Raw genomic sequence first — 23270 nt, forward strand, 5'->3', positions numbered from 1 at the left:
ACCTTGCGTGTGTTTATGAACTGCACGATAACATGGAACAGCCAGCCTTATGCCGTGCCCATTCTGGGCGTTTTTCGGCAAACAGCGCGTTAGTCGGCTGCTCCGCATAGGGGCGGCGCAACACGTCTAGTAATTCCCACAACATGCCATTATCCCCGTCAGTGGCGCGATCAATCGCTTGTTGAGCAAGGTAATTGCGCAGCACAAAGCGTGGATTGACGGCATTCATGCGTTGCTGCCGTTGCGCAACAGGTAGGTTATCTTGCCGCAAGCGGTCGCTGTATTGCTGCAACCATTGTTCCCACTCGCTCGCGTGTTTCTGCCATAAATCATCACGATAGAACGCAGGGTATAGCGGTGCGAGTGTCGGGTTTTGCGGGTCAATGTCGGCAAGGTTGCGGAAAAACAACGTCATATCGACTTCTGAAATATGTAGCAATTCAAAGGCACGGTTGATCCACGGCGCGTCATCATCCGACAATTCCTGTATGCCAAATTTAGCCGCCAGCATTGTGCCGAAGGTTTCGCTATACGTGTCTGCATACACTTGCGAACCCGCTTGTAACACGCTGGCATCGCTGATCACGGGGGCAAGTGCATCCCGCAACCGCGTCAGATTCCAGTGACCGATGTAGGGTTGTTGCCCATAACTGTAGCGTTTGCCTTGCGCATCGGTGGTATTTGGTGTCCACAGCGGGTCGTAATCTTCCAGCCAGCCGTAAGGGCCGTAGTCGATGGTCAAGCCGAGAATCGACATATTGTCCGTATTCATCACGCCATGCACGAAGCCGACGCGCATCCAATGTGCAATCATTACCGCTGTGCGGCGGCAAATTTCTAAGAACCATTGCCCACGTTTTTCCTGCATATCGCCGTGCAGTTCGGGGTAATCGCGTGCAATGGTGAAATCCACTAATTGTTCCAGCAAACCGATGTCGCCGCGTGAGGCGGGCAGTTCAAAATTGCCAAAGCGCGTAAAGGAGGGGGCGACGCGACAGACGATTGCCCCCGGTTCAACTTGCGCATTACCGTCGTAGAACATATCGCGCACCACACCATCACCCGTGGCGACGAGGCTGAGGGCGCGAGTGGTGGGAAGGCCGAGGTGGTGCATGGCTTCGCTGCACAGGAATTCCCGCACGGAAGAACGCAAGACGGCACGTCCGTCAGCGCGGCGGGAATAGGGGGTTGACCCCGCGCCTTTGAGTTGCAGTTCCCAGCGTTCGCCCGCGCTATTGATCGTTTCGCCGAGGCTCATGGCACGCCCGTCGCCTAATTGACCTGCCCAGCCGCCGAACTGATGTCCGCCGTAGCAGGCAGCGTAAGGCTGCATTCCCTCCATCAGTTGGTTGCCACCGAAGATTTGCGCAAAATTGGGATGCGCAATGTCGGCATCGCTTAAACCGAGCAAGGTGGCAACTTCCGGGGAATGGATCAGCAAGTGCGGGTTAGCAACGGGAGTGGGGCGTACCGTTGACCACAGTGCATCATAGACTTGGCGTGGCATGTTGATCCGATCAGTATCACCGGGGAGTTCGCGCACGAAACGGTTGTCGAAGTTTAAGGAGCGCATGGGAAATCCTGTTGCTGTAATGCTGCCTAGCAAACCAGATGGTGGGGTGGATGTCGAGAAGCCGCAATGCGTGGGGCAGATTGCCTAGTGAATTTGCCAAACCGGATTGAGACGTTGCCAATGGGCGTGCAAGGCTGTTTTGTGTGCATCGAGCATTGGTAGTTTCAGTAGGGCAGCAGGCCATAAAGTACGGGCGCGTTCCAAGGTGTCATGTAGGCTGGTTTCAATCAATGCCCATGAAATCCCGACTTTTTTTGCCCAACGCTGGAAGTGTTGCCATTCCAGTTTGTACCAGTCTTTGCTATCACCCATATTCAAAGCAGCTTGAGTTTCACCCGTGATGTAGGCTTGGGTATAGAGAATGTCATAGGCGGGGGCAAGTTGCGGATTTATTTGGTCTGGGTAGATAACCGTCCAGTTCTTCAAGTGGGCATCGCCATTGCCGAGCAGAATATTGACCAGCAGGCGGCGTGCCAGTTGTTGCAGGTCAGCCGTGCCATCGGCACTGAATTGCTGGAGGATGCGCCCTAGCACTTCGTAGTTACTGCTGTGGTATTTTTCGTGCGGGTATTTTTGCAGGATTTGCGCGAAATCTTCGGTGTGGATGCGCCCGTTACCCGCCTCACGGTCGAAGCGGCGGATTGCATAGGCGTGGGTTTCTGCCGGTAGCTGGATATTAGGCAAGCCCTCAAGGTCAGCCAGTGACAGCAGGCGGATGTCAGGGATTTCCACCCCAGCGAGTTGCGCCAGTGTCATGCAGGTGTATTCGTTGGTAGGTACGCCGGGGTAAAGGGTGGAAGGAGTCTTGATGATCCAGTTGCCGAGTTCGCCCGCTTGGCTGATGTGATAACGACCGTCCTTGTGCCTGCCGGAAAATTTCATTTGCACCCCGGCGAGGGAAAAACGTTGCCCGTCATGGTTGATGGGAACCAGCAGTGGTGCAGCCTGCGAATGTCCTGCCAATACCCAATCGGGTACTTGCAGCGGGTCAACTGGGGTGGCGATGAGTGCGCCGGGCAGGTCGTTGCCCAGCCATGCCAACAATGGAAACTCATTGTCGGGGTGGATTTTCAGGTTACGGGCTACCCATTCCCGCAATGCACCTTCCGGTAATAGGTTGGAAAGTACCGGGTGGAGCCGTAATTGTGTTGTCCACGGTTTGCTGAACAGTTTGGGGTTGCCGAGTTGGGGCAGGGTGAATGTCGGGCGTTGGGTGGCATTCAGGTAGTCAGGCGTGAAAGTAATGATATTACGCCCACCTGCAAATCCTGTCAGATAGGCAAGGTGGCAACCGTGCAGGTGAAGCGCCAAGACGCTGGCTTGTGTTTTAGTCGTCATGCTTCCTCCTCGTACAAATCAGCCAGCAACTCTTTCCACGGGTCTTCAAGGTCGGCTGAAGTCGTTGGTGCAGGTGTCGGTTCTACGCCATTGAGCAAATCCAGCACGGCTTGGACGCGGTTGCGGGGGATTAGCATCAAGTCGGCATTGAGTCCGTCGGCAATAAGTTGGATAGTGTCGAGGTTGGCGTTACCACCCGCTTCGATGCGCTGGTATTGTTGTTGCCCCATGCCGATGCGCGTTTTCATCGCGGCTTGGGTAAAGCCTAAGGCACGGCGGCGGGAGCGGATTTGGTTGTGAATGTTCATGACATATCTCTCCATTTCCACCGTATATTAGCTGTTTTTTTATAAAGAATACACTCTATAAGTTGTTTTCTATCATTATGTTTGTTGCTGGAGTATATTTCCTCATGTCCCCAAAAACTGTTGTCCTCTTGCTATTTTGCGCCGTTAGTTTTGTGTTGGGCGTACTCACCATCGCTCTGCCAACCCAATTAGCTGGCATTGTGGAGGGTGCAAGCATAGTAATCACAACTTTTTTCACATTTTTGTGGTATCGCTTTGACTCAAACGAACGGGGATACCCCCGGTCTGTTTTCCTCAACATAGCGATTGTGGCGTTTTCAATCATCGGGTTTCCGTACTACCTGTTTCGGTCACGGGGTTTTAAACGGGGGTTTGTTGCGCTTCTCCTTAGCATCGGGTTTTTGCTCGGCACGGTAGTGTTAAGTGCTTTGGGTGGCGTGATTGCGGCGTTAGCCCTAGGATATTAATTGTGATGCTTTACATCTCCCACAACGTCACTATCCCGGAAGCGGAAATCGAGTTAAACGCCATTCGTGCACAAGGTTCTGGCGGGCAGAACGTCAACAAAGTAGCGTCAGCGGTGCATTTGCGTTTCGACATTCGCGCCTCATCGCTCCCTGCGTTCTACAAAGAACGGTTGCTGGCAGCCAATGATCAGCGTGTGACCAAAGACGGCGTGGTGATCATCAAAGCGCAGGAATATCGCACTCAAGAAAAGAATCGTGAAGCCGCCTTGGCGCGTTTACACGAATTGATTAAAAGCGTGACGCAAGTGCAAAAAACTCGCCGGGCCACTAAACCCACCAAAGGTTCACAAGAGCGGCGGCTGGAAGGCAAAGCAATCAAAGGCAAAACCAAATCGCTACGCGGCAAAGTCGAGTATTGATTGCGCCTGACTGGATTTTTGTGTGTTGCAACCGTAAGCTCAAACAATTCTTTTGACAGGAGCGCGAGATGGCACAGTGGGTACGTTTTACTACTGAGGGTGAAACCCGTTTTGGTACATTGGCACACGGTATTATTACCGAATACAGCGGCGATATGTTTGCAGCACATGCCTTGAGTGGGCGTGAATTTGCACTGGCAGCCGTGCAGATGTTGCGCCCGTGTGAACCCTCCAAACTGATTGGTTTGTGGAATAATTTCCACGAACGCGCTGTGCTGGAAAACCTGCATAAACCCGAACACCCGCTGTATTTCCTCAAATCCGCGAATAGTTTTGCGGCAGATGGCGACTTGATTCCTCGCCCGGCGGGTTACGATGGCATGGTGGTGTTTGAAGGTGAATTGGGGATTGTGATCGGCAAGCGCTGCAAAGGTATTACGCTGGAACAAGCACCAGAGCATATCTTCGGTTACACCTGTGTCAACGATGTTACCGCGCGGGAATTGCTGAAACTTGATCCCGCGTTTGTGCATTGGACGCGTGCGAAAAGTTTTGACCAATTCGGTGTGTTTGGTCCTTGTATTGCGACAGGGTTGAATCCGGCAGAATTGCGCGTGCGGGTGGAATTGAATGGCGTGGAAAAGCAGAATTACCCCGTGGAGGATATGTTCTTTTCACCGTATGAAATCGTCAGTCGTATTTCGCACGACGTGACGCTGGAAGCGGGTGATGTGATTGCGTGTGGTACGTCCGTCGGCGTGTGTGGGATGAATGACGGCGATACCGTGGTGGTCAGCATCGCGGGTATTGGCGAGCTGACCAACCGTTTTGGCTAGTTATTTATGACCAGTACCCAGTCGATCTGTTAGCGCGTATAGCACGCCGGAAACGACGAAGGTGAAATGAATGCCCACCATCCACGCCATTTCTTCGGTGTTGTTTGCGTTAGGTGTACCCAGTGCCATAAAGGCTTTGAGTAAATCAATCCCCGAAATGGCAACGATAGAGCCGATCAGTTTTAATTTCAGGTCGGTGAAGCCGATATGCCCCATCCAGTCGGGGCGGTCGGCGTGTCCGTGCAGGTCGTCCATTTTTGAGACGAAGTTTTCGTAACCGCTAAAAATGATAATGACCAACAAATTCATGATTAGCGAAATATCCACGAGCGACAGAACGCCAATAATAATGTCATCTTCCGTCGCGGTCATTAGTCCGAAGACCAATCCCCCCAAGACTTTGACGGCTTTAAACAGTAACACGCCAAGGGCAACTACCAAGGAGAGGTACACAGGGGCAAGTAACCAGCGGCTAGTGAACAAAAAATGTTCAAACAAATGTTCGATTTTTTTCATGAGTAATGTGTTGTACTAGGTTGAAGGAAGGGCGCAATCATAAACCGATAGCCGCGTTAGGTAAAATGCGGGATGATACGCCCCTTTAGTAAACACTGACTTAAGACGCAATGCTTATGGATTTTGATCACTCTGAATTATTAACCCTCAAAGACTACATCCGCTGGGGCGCAAGCCGCTTTGCCGAAGCCGAATTGAGCTTTTCACACGGCATGTCCTCACCATTTGATGAAGCGGCGTATTTGGTGCTGCATACTTTGCACTTGCCTGTGGATACACCTGATGTGTATTTTGACAGCCGTTTGACGCGTAGCGAACGGGCAGCCGTTGCCGACATTATTCAGCAGCGTGTGGAAACCCGCAAACCCGCCGCGTACTTGACCAATGAAGGCTGGTTTTTGGGCTTACCGTTTTACGTCGATGAAAACGTGCTGATTCCACGTTCGCCGATTGCCGAATACATCGAAAAGCAGTTTGCCCCGTGGATCGAAGCGCCGGATGTGCGCCGCGTGTTGGATTTGTGTACGGGTAGCGGGTGCATTGGGATTGCGTGCGCCTATGCGTTTCCTCATGCACGGGTGGATTTGAGCGATATTTCTCCGTGGGCGTTGGAAGTGGCTAACATCAATATCGAACGCCACAACCTTGCAGGGCAAGTTGAGGCGATTGAATCCGATCTGTTTGCAAATTTGGAAGAGCGGCAGTACGACATTATTGTGAGCAATCCGCCGTATGTGGATGCAGAGGATATGGCAGCGTTAGCCCCCGAATTCCTGCATGAACCAGCGGATTTGGCGTTGGCTTCTGGTCAGGATGGTTTGGATCATACGCGGCGTATTTTACGCGAAGCTGCTAAGCATTTGAGCGATCACGGCATTCTGGTGGTGGAAGTCGGCAATAGCCAGTACGCGCTACAAGCGGCATACCCAGATGTACTGTTCCACTGGTTGGAGTTTGAGCGCGGCGGTGATGGTGTCTTCCTGCTCACCGCCGATCAAGTCCGCGAGCTGGCAGGCTAAGGTTTTAGGCGATACGAATAGTAGGACGTATCGCCGCTCGTGCCTGCATACGGGTAAGTGGTGGTGTCGCCCGTGTTGCCCATATTATTGTTATTAGAAGTGTTATTGCCATAGCAATTGGTTTTTTGTGCTTCGGGCAAGCTCGACATCGGTGTAAAGCCTTGAGACATTGCCGCGTTCAAGGAATTGCTGGTGACGGTAAAGATATTGATCTTGCCGTCAGCACCGCCACAGAACGCGGGGTACATACGCCCATCCATGCCGCAACTACTGGCGGTGACAATCGCACCGCTGGCTTGCAGTTGACGCTGCATTTCCGCCAGCGGTATACCGCCGTTTTCACATTGGCGTGACCCTTGGTATTTGTACACATCCACATACGTCACGGGTGTTGGCGTGGCGGGTGGATAAGTCGGCACTGTTGGCATAGCGATACCCCACGGACTCCACGGGTTGACGTAAACTCCTCCATTGGGCGCAGCGGCGCAAGCACTCAATAACACGCTGGCAAGCAGGGCAACACTGCTAGAACGAATGGCAGACATAAGGAACTCCTGAAATGATCTTTCTTACTGTGATTGGACTGGTATTGACGTGTTTCAGTTCCAGTCAGATAAAATTGAGCGCCGTGTGGCTATGCCCCGGCAATAAGCTGGCAAGGTTGGTGTTGTGGAGGTGCTTGCTGGCGATTTCCCCGAAAATGTCGCGAAAATCGATTGAATGCGCTAGATAACGCTCTTTGTAGAGTTGGGCTTTTGTTCTTTGCCGTCCGCCATTTTCTCGGCAAGGGTCACTTTTTGGTTGGCAAACAATTGCACGGGGTAGTTGGTCAACAGGGGGGGCGCAGATGAGCAATCGGTAAATAGCCATATTGCTGACTCGACAAAGGAGATGCGGGGTAGCCATACATCATTTATTAGATTTTTATATGAGAATGACGATTGTGCTATTAGAGCAAAGTTGTGTGATGAATGAAACAGTTTCAGCGTGTATTCATCAGAAATTTTTATCAAAAGTGTCAGGACACAAAAAAGCCCCAGTGACGGGGCTTTCTTGCTGAGAGCGGGGTTGTGTTTAACCGATGGCGAGCATCAGTTTGTTCAAGCGGTTAACAAAGCCCGCAGGGTCTTCCAATTGCCCACCTTCTGCCAGAATCGCCTGATCCAGCAAAATGCTTGACCATTCACCAAAACGCTCGTCATCCGTTTCGGCTTCCATGCGCTTGAGCAACGGGTGCGTTGGGTTGATTTCCAGCGCAGGCTTGGTGTCAGGCATTTCGTGACCGGCTTGTTTCATTAATTGCTGCATGTACAGTGCCATGTCGTGGTCGTTCAGTACGATGCAGGATGGTGAAGTGGTCAAGCGGTGCGATACGCGCACGTCGCCAACTTTTTCGCCCAGTGCCGTTTTGATGTGCTCGACCATGTTCTTGGCTTCAGCTTCGACTTTTTCCTGTGCCTGTTTGTCTTCCTCGGTTTCGAGAGCGGACAGGTCGAGTTGACCTTTGGCGACGGATTGCAGCGATTTGCCTTCAAACTCCATCAAATGCTGTACCAACCATTCGTCTACGCGGTCAGACAGTAACAGCACTTCGATGCCTTTCTTGCGGAACACTTCCAAATGCGGGCTGTTCTTCGCAGCGGTGTGGCTGTCGGCGGTGATGTAGTAGATTTTGTCCTGACCTTCCTTCATACGAGCCATGTAGTCTGGCAAGGAGACGGTTTGTTCAGCACTGTCATCCAGTGTGGAGGAGAAGCGCAGTAATTTGGCGATTTGCTCACGGTTGCTGAAGTCTTCGCCGGGGCCTTCTTTGAGGACTTTGCCGAATTCTTTCCAGAATTTTTGGTATTTTTCGGGTTCGTTGGCAATCATGTTTTCTAGCAAACCAATGACTTTTTTCACCGAGGCATTTTTCATGTTCTCGATGATTTTATTGCCTTGCAGGATTTCACGCGACACGTTCAACGGCAGGTCGTTGGAATCCAGCACGCCGCGCACGAAACGCAAATAGCGTGGCATCAGCTTAAATTCTTTGTCTTCCATGATGAAAACGCGCTGCACGTACAGCTTCAAGCCGTGGGTGTTGTCACGGTCAAACATGTCGAACGGGGCTTTGGATGGCAGGTACAGCAGGGATGTGTATTCGTATTTGCCTTCAACGCGGTTGTGTGACCATGCCAGCGCATCTTCCCAGTCGTGCGAAACGTGCTTGTAGAATTCTTGGTATTCTTCATCCTTCACTTCGGATTTAGAACGTGTCCACAGCGCGTTGGCTTTGTTGACGGTTTCCCATTCATCCTTGATTTCACCGGCTTCGGTCTTGCGCATGTTCACCGGCAGCGGGATGTGGTCGGAATATTGGCGGATGATATTGCGCAAACGCCAGCCATCTGCCAGCAGCTTTTCGTCTTCTTTGAGGTGTAAGACGATTTCTGTACCACGGGTGGCTTTCTCGACCTGTTCCAGCGAGTAGCCGGATTGTGCGTCGGATTCCCAGCGCACGCCTTCAGAAGCAGCATCCCCAGCGCGGCGCGTGGTCAGGGTTACTTTGTCGGCGACGATGAAAGAGGCGTAGAAACCAACCCCGAACTGCCCGATCATGTGCGAATCTTTTTTCTCATCGCCCGTCAGTTTGCTCAAGAATTCTTTGGTGCCGGATTTGGCGATCGTGCCGATATTGGTCACAACTTCATCGCGGCTCATGCCGATACCGTTGTCGCGCACAGTGATTGTGCCTGCTGCCGCGTCGAATTCGACTTCTACGCGCAATTCGCTGTCAGTTTCGTAGAGGCTGTCGTTGCCAATGGCTTCAAAACGCAGCTTGTCGCACGCATCCGAACCATTGGAAATGAGTTCGCGCAGGAAAATTTCCTTGTTGGAATACAGCGAGTGAATCATCAGGTGTAACAGTTGATTCACTTCGGTTTGAAATTGCAGGTTTTCTTTGTTGGTCGTTGCCGTCATGGGGTATGCGTCCTCACATCTTGTACATTTCGATGTGCGCAAGATGGGGTGCACTCGAAAGATTTCAAGGGCATCAGCCGTGTTGGTGATGGAGTTTGGCTAATTCTTGCGAAATTTCGCCACCCGTCGTACCCACTAATTGTCGATCCGATAGCGTCAATACCCCGCACAATTCATGCCAGCCAATGCCTTGCGCCCATGTGGGGAGTTCCACCGTGCCTTGTCCTTTGCGAGGCAGGATGTAGCAGCCGTTGGCGCGGTACAGCAGGTTGTAGGGTTGGTTGGCTTGATGCAGTTGCGCAATAAGTTGCCATGATTCGTGTGCGGAATCAGTACGCCAGCATTCGATGGGGTAGGCTTCCTGACCGCCGTTGTGTTGCCAACCTGCTGATTCAATAGGAAAGGGAGCTTCGCGCACAAAGCCTTGAAAGTGTAGCTGATTGACGGAGGCGTAAGCACCGATGCTGTTGAATGCCATGCCAAGACCGGGCAATACCGCCGCTTGTGCCGTGACGAGTGCCATGATCAGGGCATGGTGTTGCGCGGTTAAGTATTGCGGTAGGTTTTGTGCTGGGTCTGGCACAACCAGCAAGTGCCACGGGGCAAACGGGAATTTGTTGTACAACACGCGCAGGGGGGTGCCTTGCCATGAGTCTTCCCAGAGGATTTCTGGGCGTAGGAAGGGTTTGTTGAAATGGAATTTTCCCGCATCAAAGGGTTGATGAAGTTCTTGGAATATTTCGCCGGAAAATCGTGCAGGGCGTAGCGAACGTAGCGGGTTGATGACCAGCTCCCATGGGTCGAGCGGATGGTGTTGCCAGCCGGAAAAGTGCTGAATGCCTGTGTTGGTGAGGGCGTTGAATACGCTGAGGTCGTCGGGTGGCTCATGTGGTGGGCAGGCTTTTAATGCCTCGAAAGCGCGGTTTAAATCGTGGTGCAGTAAGTCAAATAAGGGCTGGTCTTGCATACTGTTGGCGAGTACGAGGATGAATGCGCCCAAGCTATCCGTTTCGAGCATGGTTTGCAGGTTTGCGGCGAATTGGGTTTTGAAGGCACGGAGGGTGGGGGCGATGAACATGGGAATGGTGTCCTGATTTGATGCTGCACGAAACTCTATCATTTTTTAGAGCTATCCCGCACCATTTGAGGGCGATTTGCCAAAAACAAACCGCCCCTTCACGCTTACTGCAAGCCACCCTTAACGATGTAGTTAGCCGCAAACCCCGTATTCAGCGGGTGTAACAGGATATTTCCCACCAACAAACTCGTGTCATTGCCGGGGCCGGTGAACAGCGTCTTACCATCCATATTCAAGTCGGTCGTGAGATAACCCGACAGAATATGGTTAGTATTACCCTGCACATTATCCGCATTGCTAATAACCCCGCTCAACAAGCTGGTCACGTCATTGCCGGGGCCATTAGCCGTCAACGTGTTGCTGCCATTGATGTCACCTGCCCAGAGCATCGCCAGTTTGCCTGCTACCAAGCGTGATGCTTCGCCTTTTACCGTGGCGGTGCTGTCAGCAAAGTTAACCAATTTCGCGGTGTTATTCAAACTAACCGGGCTAGCACTGATCACCCCAAGGTGGTTGCGATGTCGCACACTGATGTAGTAATTGCCTGCTTTGACCTTAGCAAAATGCAGGTTAGCTGAACCCGTTTGCGCATCCACCAAATCACCATCACGTTGCAATATCACCGCACGGCTAGCGACGATGCTGCTAGGGCTACTACGCAAATCTACCAACGTCCAGTCAACGATTGCGTTATTGCCAGTGGTTTCTTGCAGCATTGCACTTACGGTTTCTGTGCCTGCATGGTTGAAGGGTGCGCCCGCATAAGGTTGTTTTGTCGGCAACAGACCCAGCGTGTTCAAATCCGCTGACATGAGTGCGGTGCTGCTATCGTATACGCCTTGCAGCATCGCACGGGCATTGAGCACTACCCCGTCGTCAGCGGTATTGTTCGTCACCGTTACCGTAAACAGCTTGTTGCCACTTAAACCACCCGCATCCGTTACGGTTACTTCGACTTCATACACATTGTCGCGGTTGGTATCCATCGGCGCGTCGTAGTCGGGAGCAGCACGGAAGCGCAGGACACCGCTGGCGGCATCCACCGTGAACTGTGCTGCATCTGCACCGCCGTTGATGCGATACGTCAAGCCTTTGCCTTCTGCTGTACCCACGTCAGGGTCTTGCGCTGCAATATCCACGACATTCGCGGTGGTATCTTCATTGAAGCTCACACTTGCTGCCGATGTAATCACAGGTGATTCGTTCGTATCTAACACACGCACACGGATGTCACGCACGTATTTCTTGCCGCTTGCCGTTGTTCCCGTTACTTGGAAGTTGTAGACGTTATCTTTGCCTGCATCCATCGGCAGCTCATAGTTACCCGCTGGTGGTGTATAACCCGGTGTCACGATTCCACGCGTTTCTGTGGTGGCAGATTTAGTAACAACCACATCGCTGGTGATGAATTTGATCTTTGCACAGGGTAGGGTAGCGCCAGCGGCTGGATTTTCCACCGTAAACAAATTGCCATCTGCTCCGCCACTGATGACGTAGGTGATTGGTGTCTTGGGCGTCGTGGAATAATCCCACGCTTCCAACAGCTTGATCACTGTGGTTGGATTGGTTTCATCAATCACCATGTCTGAGCCTGTGCTGCCTGTCGCGATCAGGCTGTCACAGACTTGGGTAGGGATGCCTGCCTGCACACCGGAGAACTCGGAGGTTGCCCCAAAATTGCTTCCTCCCGTTTTCTTGGTGAGCGTGGTGGAGATGAACGTGCCTTGCAAGAGCGTCATGTTAGCGTTGAGCGTGCCTTTGAAGTTCACGCTACCTTTGCCAAGGTGGCTAATATCTTTAGCACCGATGAAGATTTCGCCCTCACCATTACCCGCTGGGTCTTTCGTGGTGCTAGCAAAGAATTCCAAACGGTAATCACCGGCTGCCACGTCCAAATCAAAGTCATAGGTCACAATCTTCGTGCCATTCGCCCCGAAGGAATTCACTTTCGCTTCAGGAAAATTGAGCAGATCGTTCGGGCCAGCATCGGCATCACCCGCCAGTTTCGGGTCGGTATGGTGGTCATTCGCGGTGACACCATTATTGCCAAGGTCAATGCCTATGCCTTCATTATTGTAAATGCTGTTACCCAGTAAGCTGTTGTCAAGCGATGTATTGCCGACGATGGCAATGCCCGCTCCCACGTTGTTTGCCAGCACATTACCCACGCCGTTGGCTGTGCCACCGATCATGTTGTTACTGGCGCTATCCATAAGCAGACCCGCACCCATATTGGAGCGTGCAATCCCCTTAGGATCAGCACCCAAATGGTTAGCTTCCAAAGTGTTGCCGTTACTGCCATTCAGGTAAATGCCTGCGCCACCAAAGCCATTAATTGCCAGTTTGCGTAAGGTGCTGCCGCCGCCGCTGGCATTCACGGTCAAACCGTTGACGCCTGCGCCCGCTGTCGTGCCTTTCAGCTCCAGTGTCGGGTTCTTATCAAAACCGGGTTGGGTGGAACTATCCAAGACCAGCGGTGAGGTCAGCGCGGGCAGGGCGCTTTGTAATGGAATACTCCAATATTTATCTGTTGTATGGTAGTTCGCGCCAGTCGTCGACAACATCAAAATAGCATTTTCTTTACCAGCGGTGCGCCCTGTTTGTGCCAGCGTGCTGTCGCCGCTCAACAGATTCGCGTTGAGGATAAACTGGCGCAGTGAACCAGCCCCACTGTCGTTGGCATTGGTTACGGTGTCAAAGTTGAAGCCGAAACTGACATTGCTCAGGGCGGTGGTATCCAGCGTGATGGTTTGGCTGAAGGTTGTGTCCGCTGCATTGACCGTATTGCCAACGCCATCAGTACGGTAGGTGATAACCCCACGTTCTGAACCGTTTGCACCGGGGCGAGTAGAACGCACGCTGGTATTCACTACCTGTACGCTGTATGTACCGACGGGGACGCTAGGGAAGGTGTAGCTTCCATCAGCCGCTGTCGTGACCGTGGCGAGTAAGGTATTGCCAGTATCGCGCAGCTCGACGGTTGCACCACTGATACCTGTCATGCCAGCTATTGCAGCGTCAAAGGCACGCCCATTGCCCCCGCCGTAGTTCACGTCTTCGTAGATTTTACCACCAATATCTCTCAGAACGGCTGCCACAATAGCAGACGAGAATTCAGAGGTATTGTTAGTGGCATCCGTGGCTGTTGACGTGATGTAAGTTCCGGCGGCAACGGCTGGTAAGGAAACCGTAAACGTAGCATTGCCGCTGCTATTGGTGGTAACAGTCGTATTACCCAGATAACGTTCACCTTCACCATAACCGGTAGGGTCTGCGCTGGTGTTGGCAAAGAATTCCAAGGTAAAGGTAGCATTAGCAATGCTGTGCAGTGTGCCGGAAATATCCGTGGTAACACCGCTAAGTTTAGCGTAGTTCAGAACAGGATAGTTTTGCAGGCCATTGGGGGCATACGCTGAATCACTATCACCTGTATCATTTGGGTTGACGCCATCCAGAACCCAAGGGTCACTGCTCCGCTCAAGATCGATCCCAATACCACCGTTGGAATGGATGGCGTTACCACTGATGCGTACATTGCGTCCGGCAGGGCCTGTGTAGAAGAAGCCGATACCTGCGTTGGTATTATGGGCAATGATATTGCATGTGCCGGTACATGCACCATTGATGGTAACTCCGGCAGTACCACCAATCAAACCGCCGCCATCCGTGTTGTAATACCCAATTCCGAAGCCATTATTGCCGAGGGTAGTTGTGCCGTCGGCGCCGACACCGATGTAGTTACCTTGTACGGTACCGTTGGTGGATCCACCGCCTGCGAAGTAGATACCGAATGCACCGTTTCCTGAAATGACATTGCGCGATTCAATAGTTGTACCGCCGATTTTCATGCTATCGCCCTCGGCAGCAATACCGCCTTGCAGATTGGGCTTTGCTGTTAAGCCATTGGCACTCACGCCCACATAGCTGCACTGTAGGATGTTGTTAGTTTGCAGAGTATTGCTTGATGGGAAATTAATAGGGAAACGCGATAACTTAACGCCATAGCGGCTGAAATCATTGATAATCAAACCTTTAATAGTGCTGTTGGATGCATATAAACCAATACCATCTGCATCCGCACCCGCCAAACTGCCGTCAATTTCAACCCTTGGTTTTGGGCAGGTTGTGCTGGGTTGGGTAGAGCCATCCAGCACCAATGGTTTGGTGATGCTTGGTAGTGGCGTTGTCGGCTGAATTGACCAATATTCGTCACCATTGTTGGCAATACTGTCAGGGTTGGTGTATCCCGGTTGCGTGTTCGGGATGTTAAACGTGATGGTGTCGGCTTCTGGTGTGGCGTTTGCACACTCAATCGCATCACGCAAGGAGCCGGAGTTGTTGGCTGGGGTATCAGTGTCCCCTGTTGTGGTGACAACCAACTTACAGGCAGTATTGTAAGTGTAAACAGGTGAAAATTCAGATGTACCAACATTGGCCACGGTTGCTGTTGTGGTTAAGAGATCAGCTTCAATCAAACCAGCAGGGGCTGGAATGATGACACTGAAGGCTTTCATGCCAGTTTGGTTGTTGCCATCCGCATCGGTTGCTAGTGAGCAGTTGGCAGCATCTGTATCCGATGCACTGCCTTCCACGAAGCTGGCAAGGTAAATTTGACCTTCACCATAGTCCTTGGATTTACCAACTTTGTTGTCGCCCAGTGTGGCCTTACCGCCAGTACTGACATCGGCTTCAAACAGTTCCACGGTTGAACCAGCGGGAGCACAGCCTTTCACGGTCAGGTTACCGCTAGCAATACTGAGGTCGGCAAGGAGCGGGAAGTTAAGTAGGTTGTTTGCACCCGTGTCAGCATCGTTGGTGTCGTTGATGGTAACGCCATTGTTGCCGAGATCAATCCCCAGATTGCCGTTGGCATAAATGCTGTTACCGCTGATGACGATGCCGGAACTGCTGTTGTTTGCCATTTTGATGCCGCCTGTCAGGTTATGGGCAATAATGTTGCCTTGCCCTGCGCCAGTGCCACCAATCTGATGCCCGTTGGATGCACCATAGTTCATGATGCCCGGGCCGTTGTTACCAATGGCTTCACCATTGATGCCCACCCCGATACGGTTGCCCTGAATGATGGCGTTGGCAACACCAGGGCCGCCGCTGGTGAAACCCAGTTGAATACCATCACCCCAGTTACCTGAAATAACGTTATCCAGAATTTTCGTACCAGAACCACCCTCGGTATCAATACCAATGGTTTCGTTACTCATCGCGGCTGTACCAGCAGGGTTTGTGCCGATGAAGTTGTTTTGAATGGTGCTACCGGATGCTCCCGTGTTGAAGAAAATCCCAATAAACTTATTGCCCGATATGATGTTACGCTTGGCAGCCGTCGCTCCGCCGATCACAGCGGTTTGTGTGTATTGCAGTTCGATACCGTTGCTATTGCCATCGGCTGTCCCGTCGGGTTTTACCCCAATGTAGTTGGATTCAATCAGGGTACGTTCGCTATCAACCGTCAGGGCACGGTTGGTATTGAGATTCCTGAAGCCAGTGATAGCAAAGCCACGGAAGGTGCTGTCCGGTGCATCGTAATTCATCGTGAAGCCTCTGGCATCTAACCCAGCGGTTGGTACGATTTGGATACGGGGAACGCCCGGTGTGCCTGCGACATAACCCGGTTGTGTCGTGGCATCAATAATCGCAGGCTGATTAGCTACAGCGGGTAGTTGGCTGCTAATGGTGATTTTACAGGTAGCGCCACCGCAAATGTCGGCTCGCCCTAAGGAGTCGCTGGCAGCCGGAATATTGAACAGCAACACTTCCTTGATCACGCTGGTATCAACCCCGTAGGTGTTGTCCTGCCCGGTTTGTGCCAAGCCAGTGTTTGCCAGCAGGTTGATATTGGTGATCGTTTGGCGCAATGAGCCTTGCCCGCTGTCATTGGTATTGACGACGGTACTGAAGTTGAAGCCGAAGTTTGCGCCAGTAATGTCACTGCTTGCCATCGTTATCGGCTGTACGGATTGTGCCTGACCCCCACCGGAAAGGACGAAGGTGGTAGGGTTTAGTGTCTGGTTAGTGGTATTGGCAGCGGCATCAACCAGTGCAGGTTTACGTCCACCGACTTCATTATTGACGGCGGTTGTACCATCGGTGCGGTGCGTTTGAATGGCGCGTTCTGCTGCCGTAGAGCCTGCACGGGCAGAGCGGATGGTGTCATTGACCACCCGCACGTAGTAATTACCTGCGGCGACATTGTTAAAGCTGTACGGGCCACCGTCAGTCGTGGTGGTGCTGGTGACAAATGCTCCGGTTGAATTATACAGTTCAACGCGCACACCTAGGATACCTGCGATACCAGTAGTGCTGATTGTTCGGCCTGCTCCACCACCGTAGTTTTTGTCTTCAAAGACTTTACCAGCAAGAGTGCCGGATGCTGCACTGGGTTGATAACCAAAATCTAATCCGTGGTTGTTTTGCCCAGCATTACCAGCTGTAAAGCTGATTTCTGCTGTGCCTGCATTATTCACCGCATCCGAATCGCGAATGTCGGTTTGGGCATTGTTGTCGGTTTTGCTGTCGGTATTCTGGGTGGTTAATGACAAGCCGTTCAGGCTGGTCTGTGCGTTGTTGATTTTCAGACTACAACTCTCGCCACTACCCATGAAGTTGGCATTACCACCGACTGTATTACTGAAATAGTATTCCCCAATAGCATTGGTGGTGGTGGTGGATGTATCCGTGCCACAGGTAAGTGCTACTGCTACATTGCTGATGCCTGCTTCGCCTGAATCTTGAATACCGTCTTTATCCGCATCCAGCCACACGCGGTTGCCCACTTCAATTGGTGCAGGGTTACACAATACTTCCAATTCACCCATGCCGGTACTTTTGCCGAGCGTTGACCACGACACGTGGTAGCTGTTGTCTTTAGCGCCCGTGCGATTGTTTAACCACACCACGCCATTAGAACCCCAGCTATTTGCATCATAAGCCGATGCCAATACATGCTCCTTACCCGGAGCAAGCGCTAAACCACCGGCGGCGATTTCATTCATGCCCTCCCACGCATTATTCGTCGGGCCTAAATCACCCCAATAATATTCGTCCGTGGTTTTGCTGTTGGTGGCAATCGCGGTGCTACAACCGGGTTCGGAATCACTCAAATAGCCCGTGTCGGTTTTGCACAAGCGCAACACATCGCCCATCGTATCGACATAATCAACTGTTGGGTCAGCACACGCGGGTTCGTCATACGAATTCGTGCCTTTTTGCAGACCCGCACGGTCAATAATTCCCACAATGATCGAGCCATCGGTATCAAATTCGAGGTTGCTCAAGATGGGGGAATGGAATTGCGGGCGCACATTGATAGCATCTGCTTGCGGCAACCAGCCTGACCATTCACTAATATTGGTATACCCATAGCCACTGCGCGGTTGGTTGAGGGCAAAGTCTTTGACGTGAGTAAAACCAGCCGCTGTATTCGCTGGGTTAAAGCGCAACACATAGCCCCGAACCTTACTCAAGTTGTAAGGGTCGCTGGCAGCATCACACACACCGCCTACATACACATAACCCCGGTGGTATTTCACTGCCCAAGGGCGGAATGTCCCAGAGGCGCAAGTGTAAGGGGAGGGCAAGTTAATCGCATAGCCACCTAACACATTCGCTGCCGTCGGCGTGGTGCTTGGGGTGACATTAGCAATGCCATAAAGCTTACGGTCATTCAAATTGACCAGCCACAAACGGTTATTGGGTTCGTCGTAGTCAATGTCACCTACCCCAACCTTACCGACCTTATCCCACGCGGCGACGTCACGCGAAGGCGACCAAGGGGTACTAGCAAGATTATTACAACTGTCAGCGGCTACCCGCACATCGTTGCCAGTATCAATGCCAATAGCGCGGAGGTCAACGTAAGCTGAAGCACCCGTATACGCCGTATTAGGGTCAGTCATATCAACTTTGTAAATACCGCCTGTACCTAATGTACCCAAGCCGCTGAAGCGGCGCATAGCAGCCGAAGCATACAAGGTCTTGGTGGTTTTCTGATAAGCCATTCCCCACAATGCGCCCGTTTGGCTGGTATTTGCCTTGCTGATAGGTACAGGGGTTTGGTGATCAGCGTTACCGGTAGCATCGTAAGGGAACGTAAACAGGCTCGCATAGTCACCAACGGCGGTAACACTAGGGTTGCCGTTGACGAAGTTGAAAGCTGCCACCGATGGGGTGGTTTGGCAATATTCGATAGGGTCACTGATCCCCAGATTTGCCGAGCAACTGCCGCTGGCGGTGACAAAACGTACTGTACTCGTGGTGTCTGTACCTGTACTGGCTGCACCGGGGTAAAGCCCGCTGGGTAAACTGGTGTATTCCAGTCGGTATTGCGTGCCATTCGTTAGCCCGCTCAGCGTATACCAGCCCCGCGCATCGGTGGTGGCGGTAGCGGCTACCGTATTCGCACTGTTGAAAGCAGTAACTGTAATATTGGCAATGCCTTCTTCCTGAGGTTCACGGATGCCGTTCTGGTTGTAATCGCGGAAGGCAATCCCACCGAATTGACCCGCACTCGCATTACACGCTAAATCAAACCCAAAGTTCTGGTTAGCCACTGTGCTGCCAGCGGTAACTGCCACATCAGGTAAAGGATTAAGCGTGCCAATGGCTGCACTGGTAGGTAGGTCAGTATCACGGGTATCTACTTCAATCCGATAACGCGGTGTTGAGCTGATATTGGCGAAACTGTAAGTACCGTTCGCGGCAGTATTAGTCGTCGCAATCTGGCTATCATCGTTGGTATTAGCCGTTGTGCCATTATTGTCGTACAACATAACGGTGACATTAGCGATACCACTTTCTGTGCCGTTGTCGAGGGTATTATTGCCGTTAGTGTCAGTATAAACCGTGCCAGAAATGCCGCTATTAGGGCAGGCAGAAGCGATGGCTACCGCCACATCATCAATAATTAGCTCATTGCCTTTGTTATCTGTCGGAAAACCACCAACGGTACACCATGCTCCAGAAATGATGGAGTTGGGGTCACAATAACCGCTATCTGTACCAATATGCCCATAATTCACAAAGCGAATGGTTGAAGATGCACCTATGGCAGTAAATTCGATACGGTATTTTTGGATACCATCATTAAGTCCCGGTGCTTTGAAATGTATCGAACCACTGGGGATATCGACCCGCATTATACCGGTCTTCCAATCACCGCCTTCAGGGATGGCAGAGAAATACAAACGGTAACGTTGCCCCGCCGTCGAGGCAAAAGTACGTGATAACGTGACCGGTTCAGGTCCCCAATCCGATTCGCTAGCAGATACGCTGGGGCTAACATCATCAACGTTATCCCGTAGTTCTATAGCATCCGGTGGATTCAGCATTCTACCGTTACCATCAAATGCTAATACCGCACCGGTATCGGGGTAATAGCGGCGCATCATGCCGTTACCAAAGTAAATCGAACGCCCTTGGGTAACGGCAAACGGGGAAACCTCCACGGTACGCGCATAGGTATCGCTACCACCGCCTGTTGCCGTCCAATTGCGGATCACAAACGGTGTGACAGAGGTATTCGCACCGAAATATTGTTCGCTGGCTAAATCATCGAAATTATCGGTGAAAATGGTGCTGCTACAGGCTTGGTCTTCACCACGCACGATAGTCACATTGGGGCTATCTGGTGGCACATCAATGGCAACAGCAATCGGGAAGTCTTCCACCTCACCATTGCTGGCATCGCTGGCGGGTGTGCCGGTGTTTATTGTCGTATCTGTGGTGAGGCGCAAGCGGATGAAGGTAGTGCCGAGCTTAATATCGGTTGGAATAGTGCTCCAAGTCAGCGTGACGTTATCATTGGTGGTGTTGGGAACACTGACCGAAGCGGCTTCATCGGGGTTAAATACGCCATTTTGGTCAAAGTCTATCCAGCCGTATAAAATCCCTGGTGAGCCGGAAGTGTTTGTCGCTTTTATGTCCACATTGTAGCTAGTTGCGGTCATTTTCAGAATAGGAAATAGCGTAATTGCCGCGTTGCCATATTGTTTGGGAGCGCCGTCCTCATCCACACCATCACCGATGGCGTTGTAGCTGTATTGGCTAGCTGTTTCAGCGTCTGGGCGGTTTGCACCTAAGAACAAGCTGTTGAGAATGGTATGGCGTGGATTGCCGTAGCTGGCGGGCGCATCCCCAAAATCGTGGAAAGGGCCAGCGGAAATCGTCAGTTTATGATCTTCAACTTCGCCGCTGGTCGCAGCACCAATGGATGCTTCTGCTTCCGCTCTGGTTTGGCTTAAGCGTAAACGGGCGTAGGTTGTGCCAGCCGTTGTGCCAGCGGGAACGGTAAACGTCGACAGCATGTAGCCATTCCAGTAAACGTGTTGCGTATCCGCTTGTTCGCCCGCATCAAGGAAATCGCCGTCGCGGTTAAAGTCGATGTAAGCGGTGAGATAAGCAGCCAAACCGGAGTCATTTTTGACGTAAGTCGTGAGTGTGTAAGTTTGCCCAGTCGTGGTCGGAATGATAGCGGGGTTTTGCAAGCCATCTTCATCATCTGGGCTGCCAGTGGTGTCATCCGCATCAGCATTGGCGTTTTGCTGCGTACCATTATCAACATCGACATTATTACCGATGGAAAGGTTGGGGATGATGACATGGCTTGCGCCGCCATCCGACGCTAGGGTTTTGTAGTTGCCTGTACTTGTGCCGTTGGCAGTATCTGGCGCATCGCCGTAGTCCGTGTTACTGCTGGTTATTATACAAGCCGATTCCAAAGCGACGACCACGTTATCAATAATCGGCTCACTGGTCTTGTTAGTGAACGGAAAGCCTCCAAGCGTACACCATGCTTCGGTCGTCGGAATACACCAGTTAGTATCCGGTGCAATGCGGCTGTAGTTAACAAAACTGACCGTGGACGTTGCCGCGCTCGCGGTGAAGTCCACTTGGTATTGGTACAAGCTATCGGTAGAACTAGGCGTTTGCAGGTGTACCGAGCCATCAGGTGTATCGACCCGCACCATCCCTTTCAGCCATGCATTGCCATTATTTTCAGGTAAGAGTTCAAAGTAAACGCGGTAACGTTGCCCCGCAACCGTGGCGAACGTGCGTGCAAGCGTCGGCGGTTGTGGCCCCCAATGTGATTGCGAATCCGTGACATTAGGAGTGAGATCGTCAGCAACGTCACGCAATTCCAGCGCAGTGGGTGGCGAGGTAATGATCCCATTGCTGTTAGCCGCTGGTATATCCGCCATCGTGGGGACAATACGGCGGATTGCGCCGCTGTCCATGTACACGGATGTGCCGTGGGTGGTTGCTGCAATATTGTCAGTACGGTTGCGGGTGTCTGTACCGCCGCCGCTGGCTACCCAGTTACGAATAGGCGTAGCGCCGAAACGGTTTGCTCCGAAATATTGCCCTGCTGACAGGTCGTTGAAATTGTCACTGAACACCGTAGTGCTACAGGAAGTGGGCGTTGTACCTTTGGTAACGCTAACACTTGGGCTATTCGGTGGCAACGTCAAGGCAATAGCGATAGGGAAATCTTCGACTTCACCATTACTAGCACTGCCTGTTGGGGTACTGGTCGTAACGGCGGCATCCGTGGTTAAACGTAAGCGAATAAAGCTTGTGCCTGCTTTACTACCGCTGGGGATGCTGCTCCAGTTTAGCGTAATAGCACTGTTACTTGAGCCAGCGGGAACATTGACTGAGGTGGCTTCATCCGCCTCAAATGTGCCGTTTTTGTCGAAGTCGATCCAGCCGTATAATTTGCCTGCGATACCCGTGGTATTGGTCGCAGTGAAGGTGCTGCTATAACTGGTATCAGTTTGTTTCAGCAGGGGAAAGAGTGTAACGCTAGTATTGGTTGCTGATTTGGGGGCGCTATCTTCATCAGCACCGTCACCACTGGCGTTGTGGGTGGATTGGCTAGTGGCTTCAGCGTCTGGGGCAGTCGCACCCAGTTTGAGACCGGCAACGATGGTGTGGGTCGGGTCGCCATAAGATGATGGTGCGTCGCCACGGTCTGCTGCTGTGGTAACGGCGTTTCCGGTGAAATCCAGCTTGACGCGGTTGACTGTCCCGTTGGTGTTATTCGTCTTATCGTCATCACAAATGCTTAATGTCCAGTTGCCGTTGGCATTTTGTCCATTAAAAATTGACAACAAAACTGAGCCTTCAGGATTGAATATTTTGTCGTAATAAAGTGAGGCAACGTTGTGAACTGTAGTACTAATAGCTGTACCTATATCATTGGTACTAGCATCATCTAATAAAATATCGAGGTTGGCATAAGAGCCACCTACGTCGGTAAATAAATTAATTACCGTGCCAGATGGAGAAGTCAGCTTTGCATCTAAGTCTTGCCGCTTAGGATGCGTGACATTTAAACCAACATTCAAATCAGTAATCGTGAAGTTATCAGCAACGGGTATTGTAATATTCGTGTAACTGGGGCATGTACTATTATTAACAGAAGGATTTGGGATAGCCGTTGCTGGTGACGGAATCATTTCATAAGGATAACTTGCAGCATAGACTTGTTGACTTGCTGTTACCAGCAATAGCAACAATACAAACAAAATTTGTAGGGCAAAACCGACCGATCCATCGGTACTGTGACGTTCACATATTGAAGTCTTCATTCTTATCATTCCGTTATCATTATGATTTTTCGGCTTTATGGGGTTCTATTGCATAATTTTTATTATTATCTGTATTTATTGTAACACCATCATCATTTTAATCAATGATGATGGTGTATTTGCGGTATTTTTAAGCCGCTCTGCCGC

General features: G+C 51.6%; 11 protein-coding genes. 3 read left to right on the forward strand and 8 right to left on the reverse strand.

Going from position 1 to position 23270, the window contains the following annotated elements; all coding sequences use genetic code 11:
* Window positions 1–13 precede the first annotated feature (13 nt).
* The 3 genes from J1836_RS02785 to J1836_RS02795 form a co-directional block, all read right to left on the reverse strand.
* A complete protein-coding gene (locus tag J1836_RS02785) occupies window positions 14–1573 on the reverse strand; it encodes a protein adenylyltransferase SelO (RefSeq protein ID WP_207249360.1) in 1560 nt (519 codons plus the stop codon).
* 84 nt (window positions 1574–1657) lie between these two features.
* A complete protein-coding gene (locus J1836_RS02790) occupies window positions 1658–2911 on the reverse strand; it encodes a type II toxin-antitoxin system HipA family toxin (protein WP_207249361.1) in 1254 nt (417 codons plus the stop codon).
* Window positions 2908–3219 (reverse strand): helix-turn-helix domain-containing protein, encoded by a 312-nt coding sequence (locus J1836_RS02795; RefSeq protein WP_207249362.1) that lies wholly within the window; start codon window positions 3217–3219, stop codon window positions 2908–2910. The genes J1836_RS02790 and J1836_RS02795 overlap by 4 nt, the downstream gene beginning before the upstream one ends.
* Window positions 3220–3691: 472 nt before the next feature.
* On the opposite strand from J1836_RS02795, the gene arfB reads away from it, so the two are divergent.
* Window positions 3692–4105 carry an alternative ribosome rescue aminoacyl-tRNA hydrolase ArfB gene (arfB, locus tag J1836_RS02800; protein ID WP_207249648.1) on the forward strand — a complete coding sequence of 138 codons (414 nt, stop codon included), beginning with the start codon at window positions 3692–3694 and terminating at the stop codon, window positions 4103–4105.
* Window positions 4106–4173: 68 nt separating this feature from the next.
* The gene (locus J1836_RS02805; protein WP_207249363.1) at window positions 4174–4941 is read left to right on the forward strand and encodes a fumarylacetoacetate hydrolase family protein; all 768 of its coding nucleotides are present in this window, start codon (window positions 4174–4176) and stop codon (window positions 4939–4941) included.
* Here J1836_RS02805 and J1836_RS02810 read toward each other — a convergent pair whose 3' ends face one another.
* A complete protein-coding gene (locus tag J1836_RS02810) occupies window positions 4942–5457 on the reverse strand; it encodes a TIGR00645 family protein (RefSeq protein WP_207249364.1) in 516 nt (171 codons plus the stop codon).
* A 116-nt stretch (window positions 5458–5573) separates the two neighbouring features.
* On the opposite strand from J1836_RS02810, the gene prmB reads away from it, so the two are divergent.
* Window positions 5574–6476: a 50S ribosomal protein L3 N(5)-glutamine methyltransferase gene (gene prmB, locus J1836_RS02815; RefSeq protein ID WP_207249365.1), complete on the forward strand. Its 903-nt coding sequence runs from the start codon at window positions 5574–5576 to the stop codon at window positions 6474–6476.
* Here the strand turns inward: prmB and J1836_RS02820 are convergent.
* The 4 genes from J1836_RS02820 to J1836_RS02835 form a co-directional block, all read right to left on the reverse strand.
* Window positions 6473–7021 carry a hypothetical protein gene (locus J1836_RS02820; protein ID WP_207249366.1) on the reverse strand — a complete coding sequence of 183 codons (549 nt, stop codon included), beginning with the start codon at window positions 7019–7021 and terminating at the stop codon, window positions 6473–6475. The two genes, prmB and J1836_RS02820, sit on opposite strands and share 4 nt — an antisense overlap.
* Window positions 7022–7550: 529 nt before the next feature.
* Window positions 7551–9440, reverse strand: a complete 1890-nt coding sequence (gene htpG / locus J1836_RS02825) for a molecular chaperone HtpG (protein WP_207249367.1) — start codon at window positions 9438–9440, stop codon at window positions 7551–7553.
* Window positions 9441–9513: 73 nt separating this feature from the next.
* Complete coding sequence (locus J1836_RS02830; RefSeq protein ID WP_207249368.1) at window positions 9514–10560, reverse strand: hypothetical protein; 1047 nt, start codon at window positions 10558–10560, stop codon at window positions 9514–9516.
* A 62-nt stretch (window positions 10561–10622) separates the two neighbouring features.
* The gene (locus J1836_RS02835) at window positions 10623–23123 is read right to left on the reverse strand and encodes an SdrD B-like domain-containing protein (protein ID WP_207249369.1); all 12501 of its coding nucleotides are present in this window, start codon (window positions 23121–23123) and stop codon (window positions 10623–10625) included.
* Window positions 23124–23270 lie beyond the last annotated feature (147 nt).

The organism is Thiothrix fructosivorans, assembly GCF_017349355.1.
GTDB lineage: Bacteria > Pseudomonadota > Gammaproteobacteria > Thiotrichales > Thiotrichaceae > Thiothrix > Thiothrix fructosivorans.

Excerpts from the sequence above, each read along its gene's own strand:
- J1836_RS02785 (WP_207249360.1), bottom strand. The coding sequence starts at position 1,573 with ATGCGCTCCTTAAACTTCGACAACCGTTTCGTGCGCGAACTCCCCGGT.
- J1836_RS02790 (WP_207249361.1), bottom strand. The coding sequence starts at position 2,911 with ATGACGACTAAAACACAAGCCAGCGTCTTGGCGCTTCACCTGCACGGT.
- J1836_RS02795 (WP_207249362.1), bottom strand. The coding sequence starts at position 3,219 with ATGAACATTCACAACCAAATCCGCTCCCGCCGCCGTGCCTTAGGCTTT.
- arfB (WP_207249648.1), top strand. The coding sequence starts at position 3,692 with ATGCTTTACATCTCCCACAACGTCACTATCCCGGAAGCGGAAATCGAG.
- J1836_RS02805 (WP_207249363.1), top strand. The coding sequence starts at position 4,174 with ATGGCACAGTGGGTACGTTTTACTACTGAGGGTGAAACCCGTTTTGGT.
- J1836_RS02810 (WP_207249364.1), bottom strand. The coding sequence starts at position 5,457 with ATGAAAAAAATCGAACATTTGTTTGAACATTTTTTGTTCACTAGCCGC.
- prmB (WP_207249365.1), top strand. The coding sequence starts at position 5,574 with ATGGATTTTGATCACTCTGAATTATTAACCCTCAAAGACTACATCCGC.
- J1836_RS02820 (WP_207249366.1), bottom strand. The coding sequence starts at position 7,021 with ATGTCTGCCATTCGTTCTAGCAGTGTTGCCCTGCTTGCCAGCGTGTTA.
- htpG (WP_207249367.1), bottom strand. The coding sequence starts at position 9,440 with ATGACGGCAACGACCAACAAAGAAAACCTGCAATTTCAAACCGAAGTG.
- J1836_RS02830 (WP_207249368.1), bottom strand. The coding sequence starts at position 10,560 with ATGATAGAGTTTCGTGCAGCATCAAATCAGGACACCATTCCCATGTTC.
- J1836_RS02835 (WP_207249369.1), bottom strand. The coding sequence starts at position 23,123 with ATGAAGACTTCAATATGTGAACGTCACAGTACCGATGGATCGGTCGGT.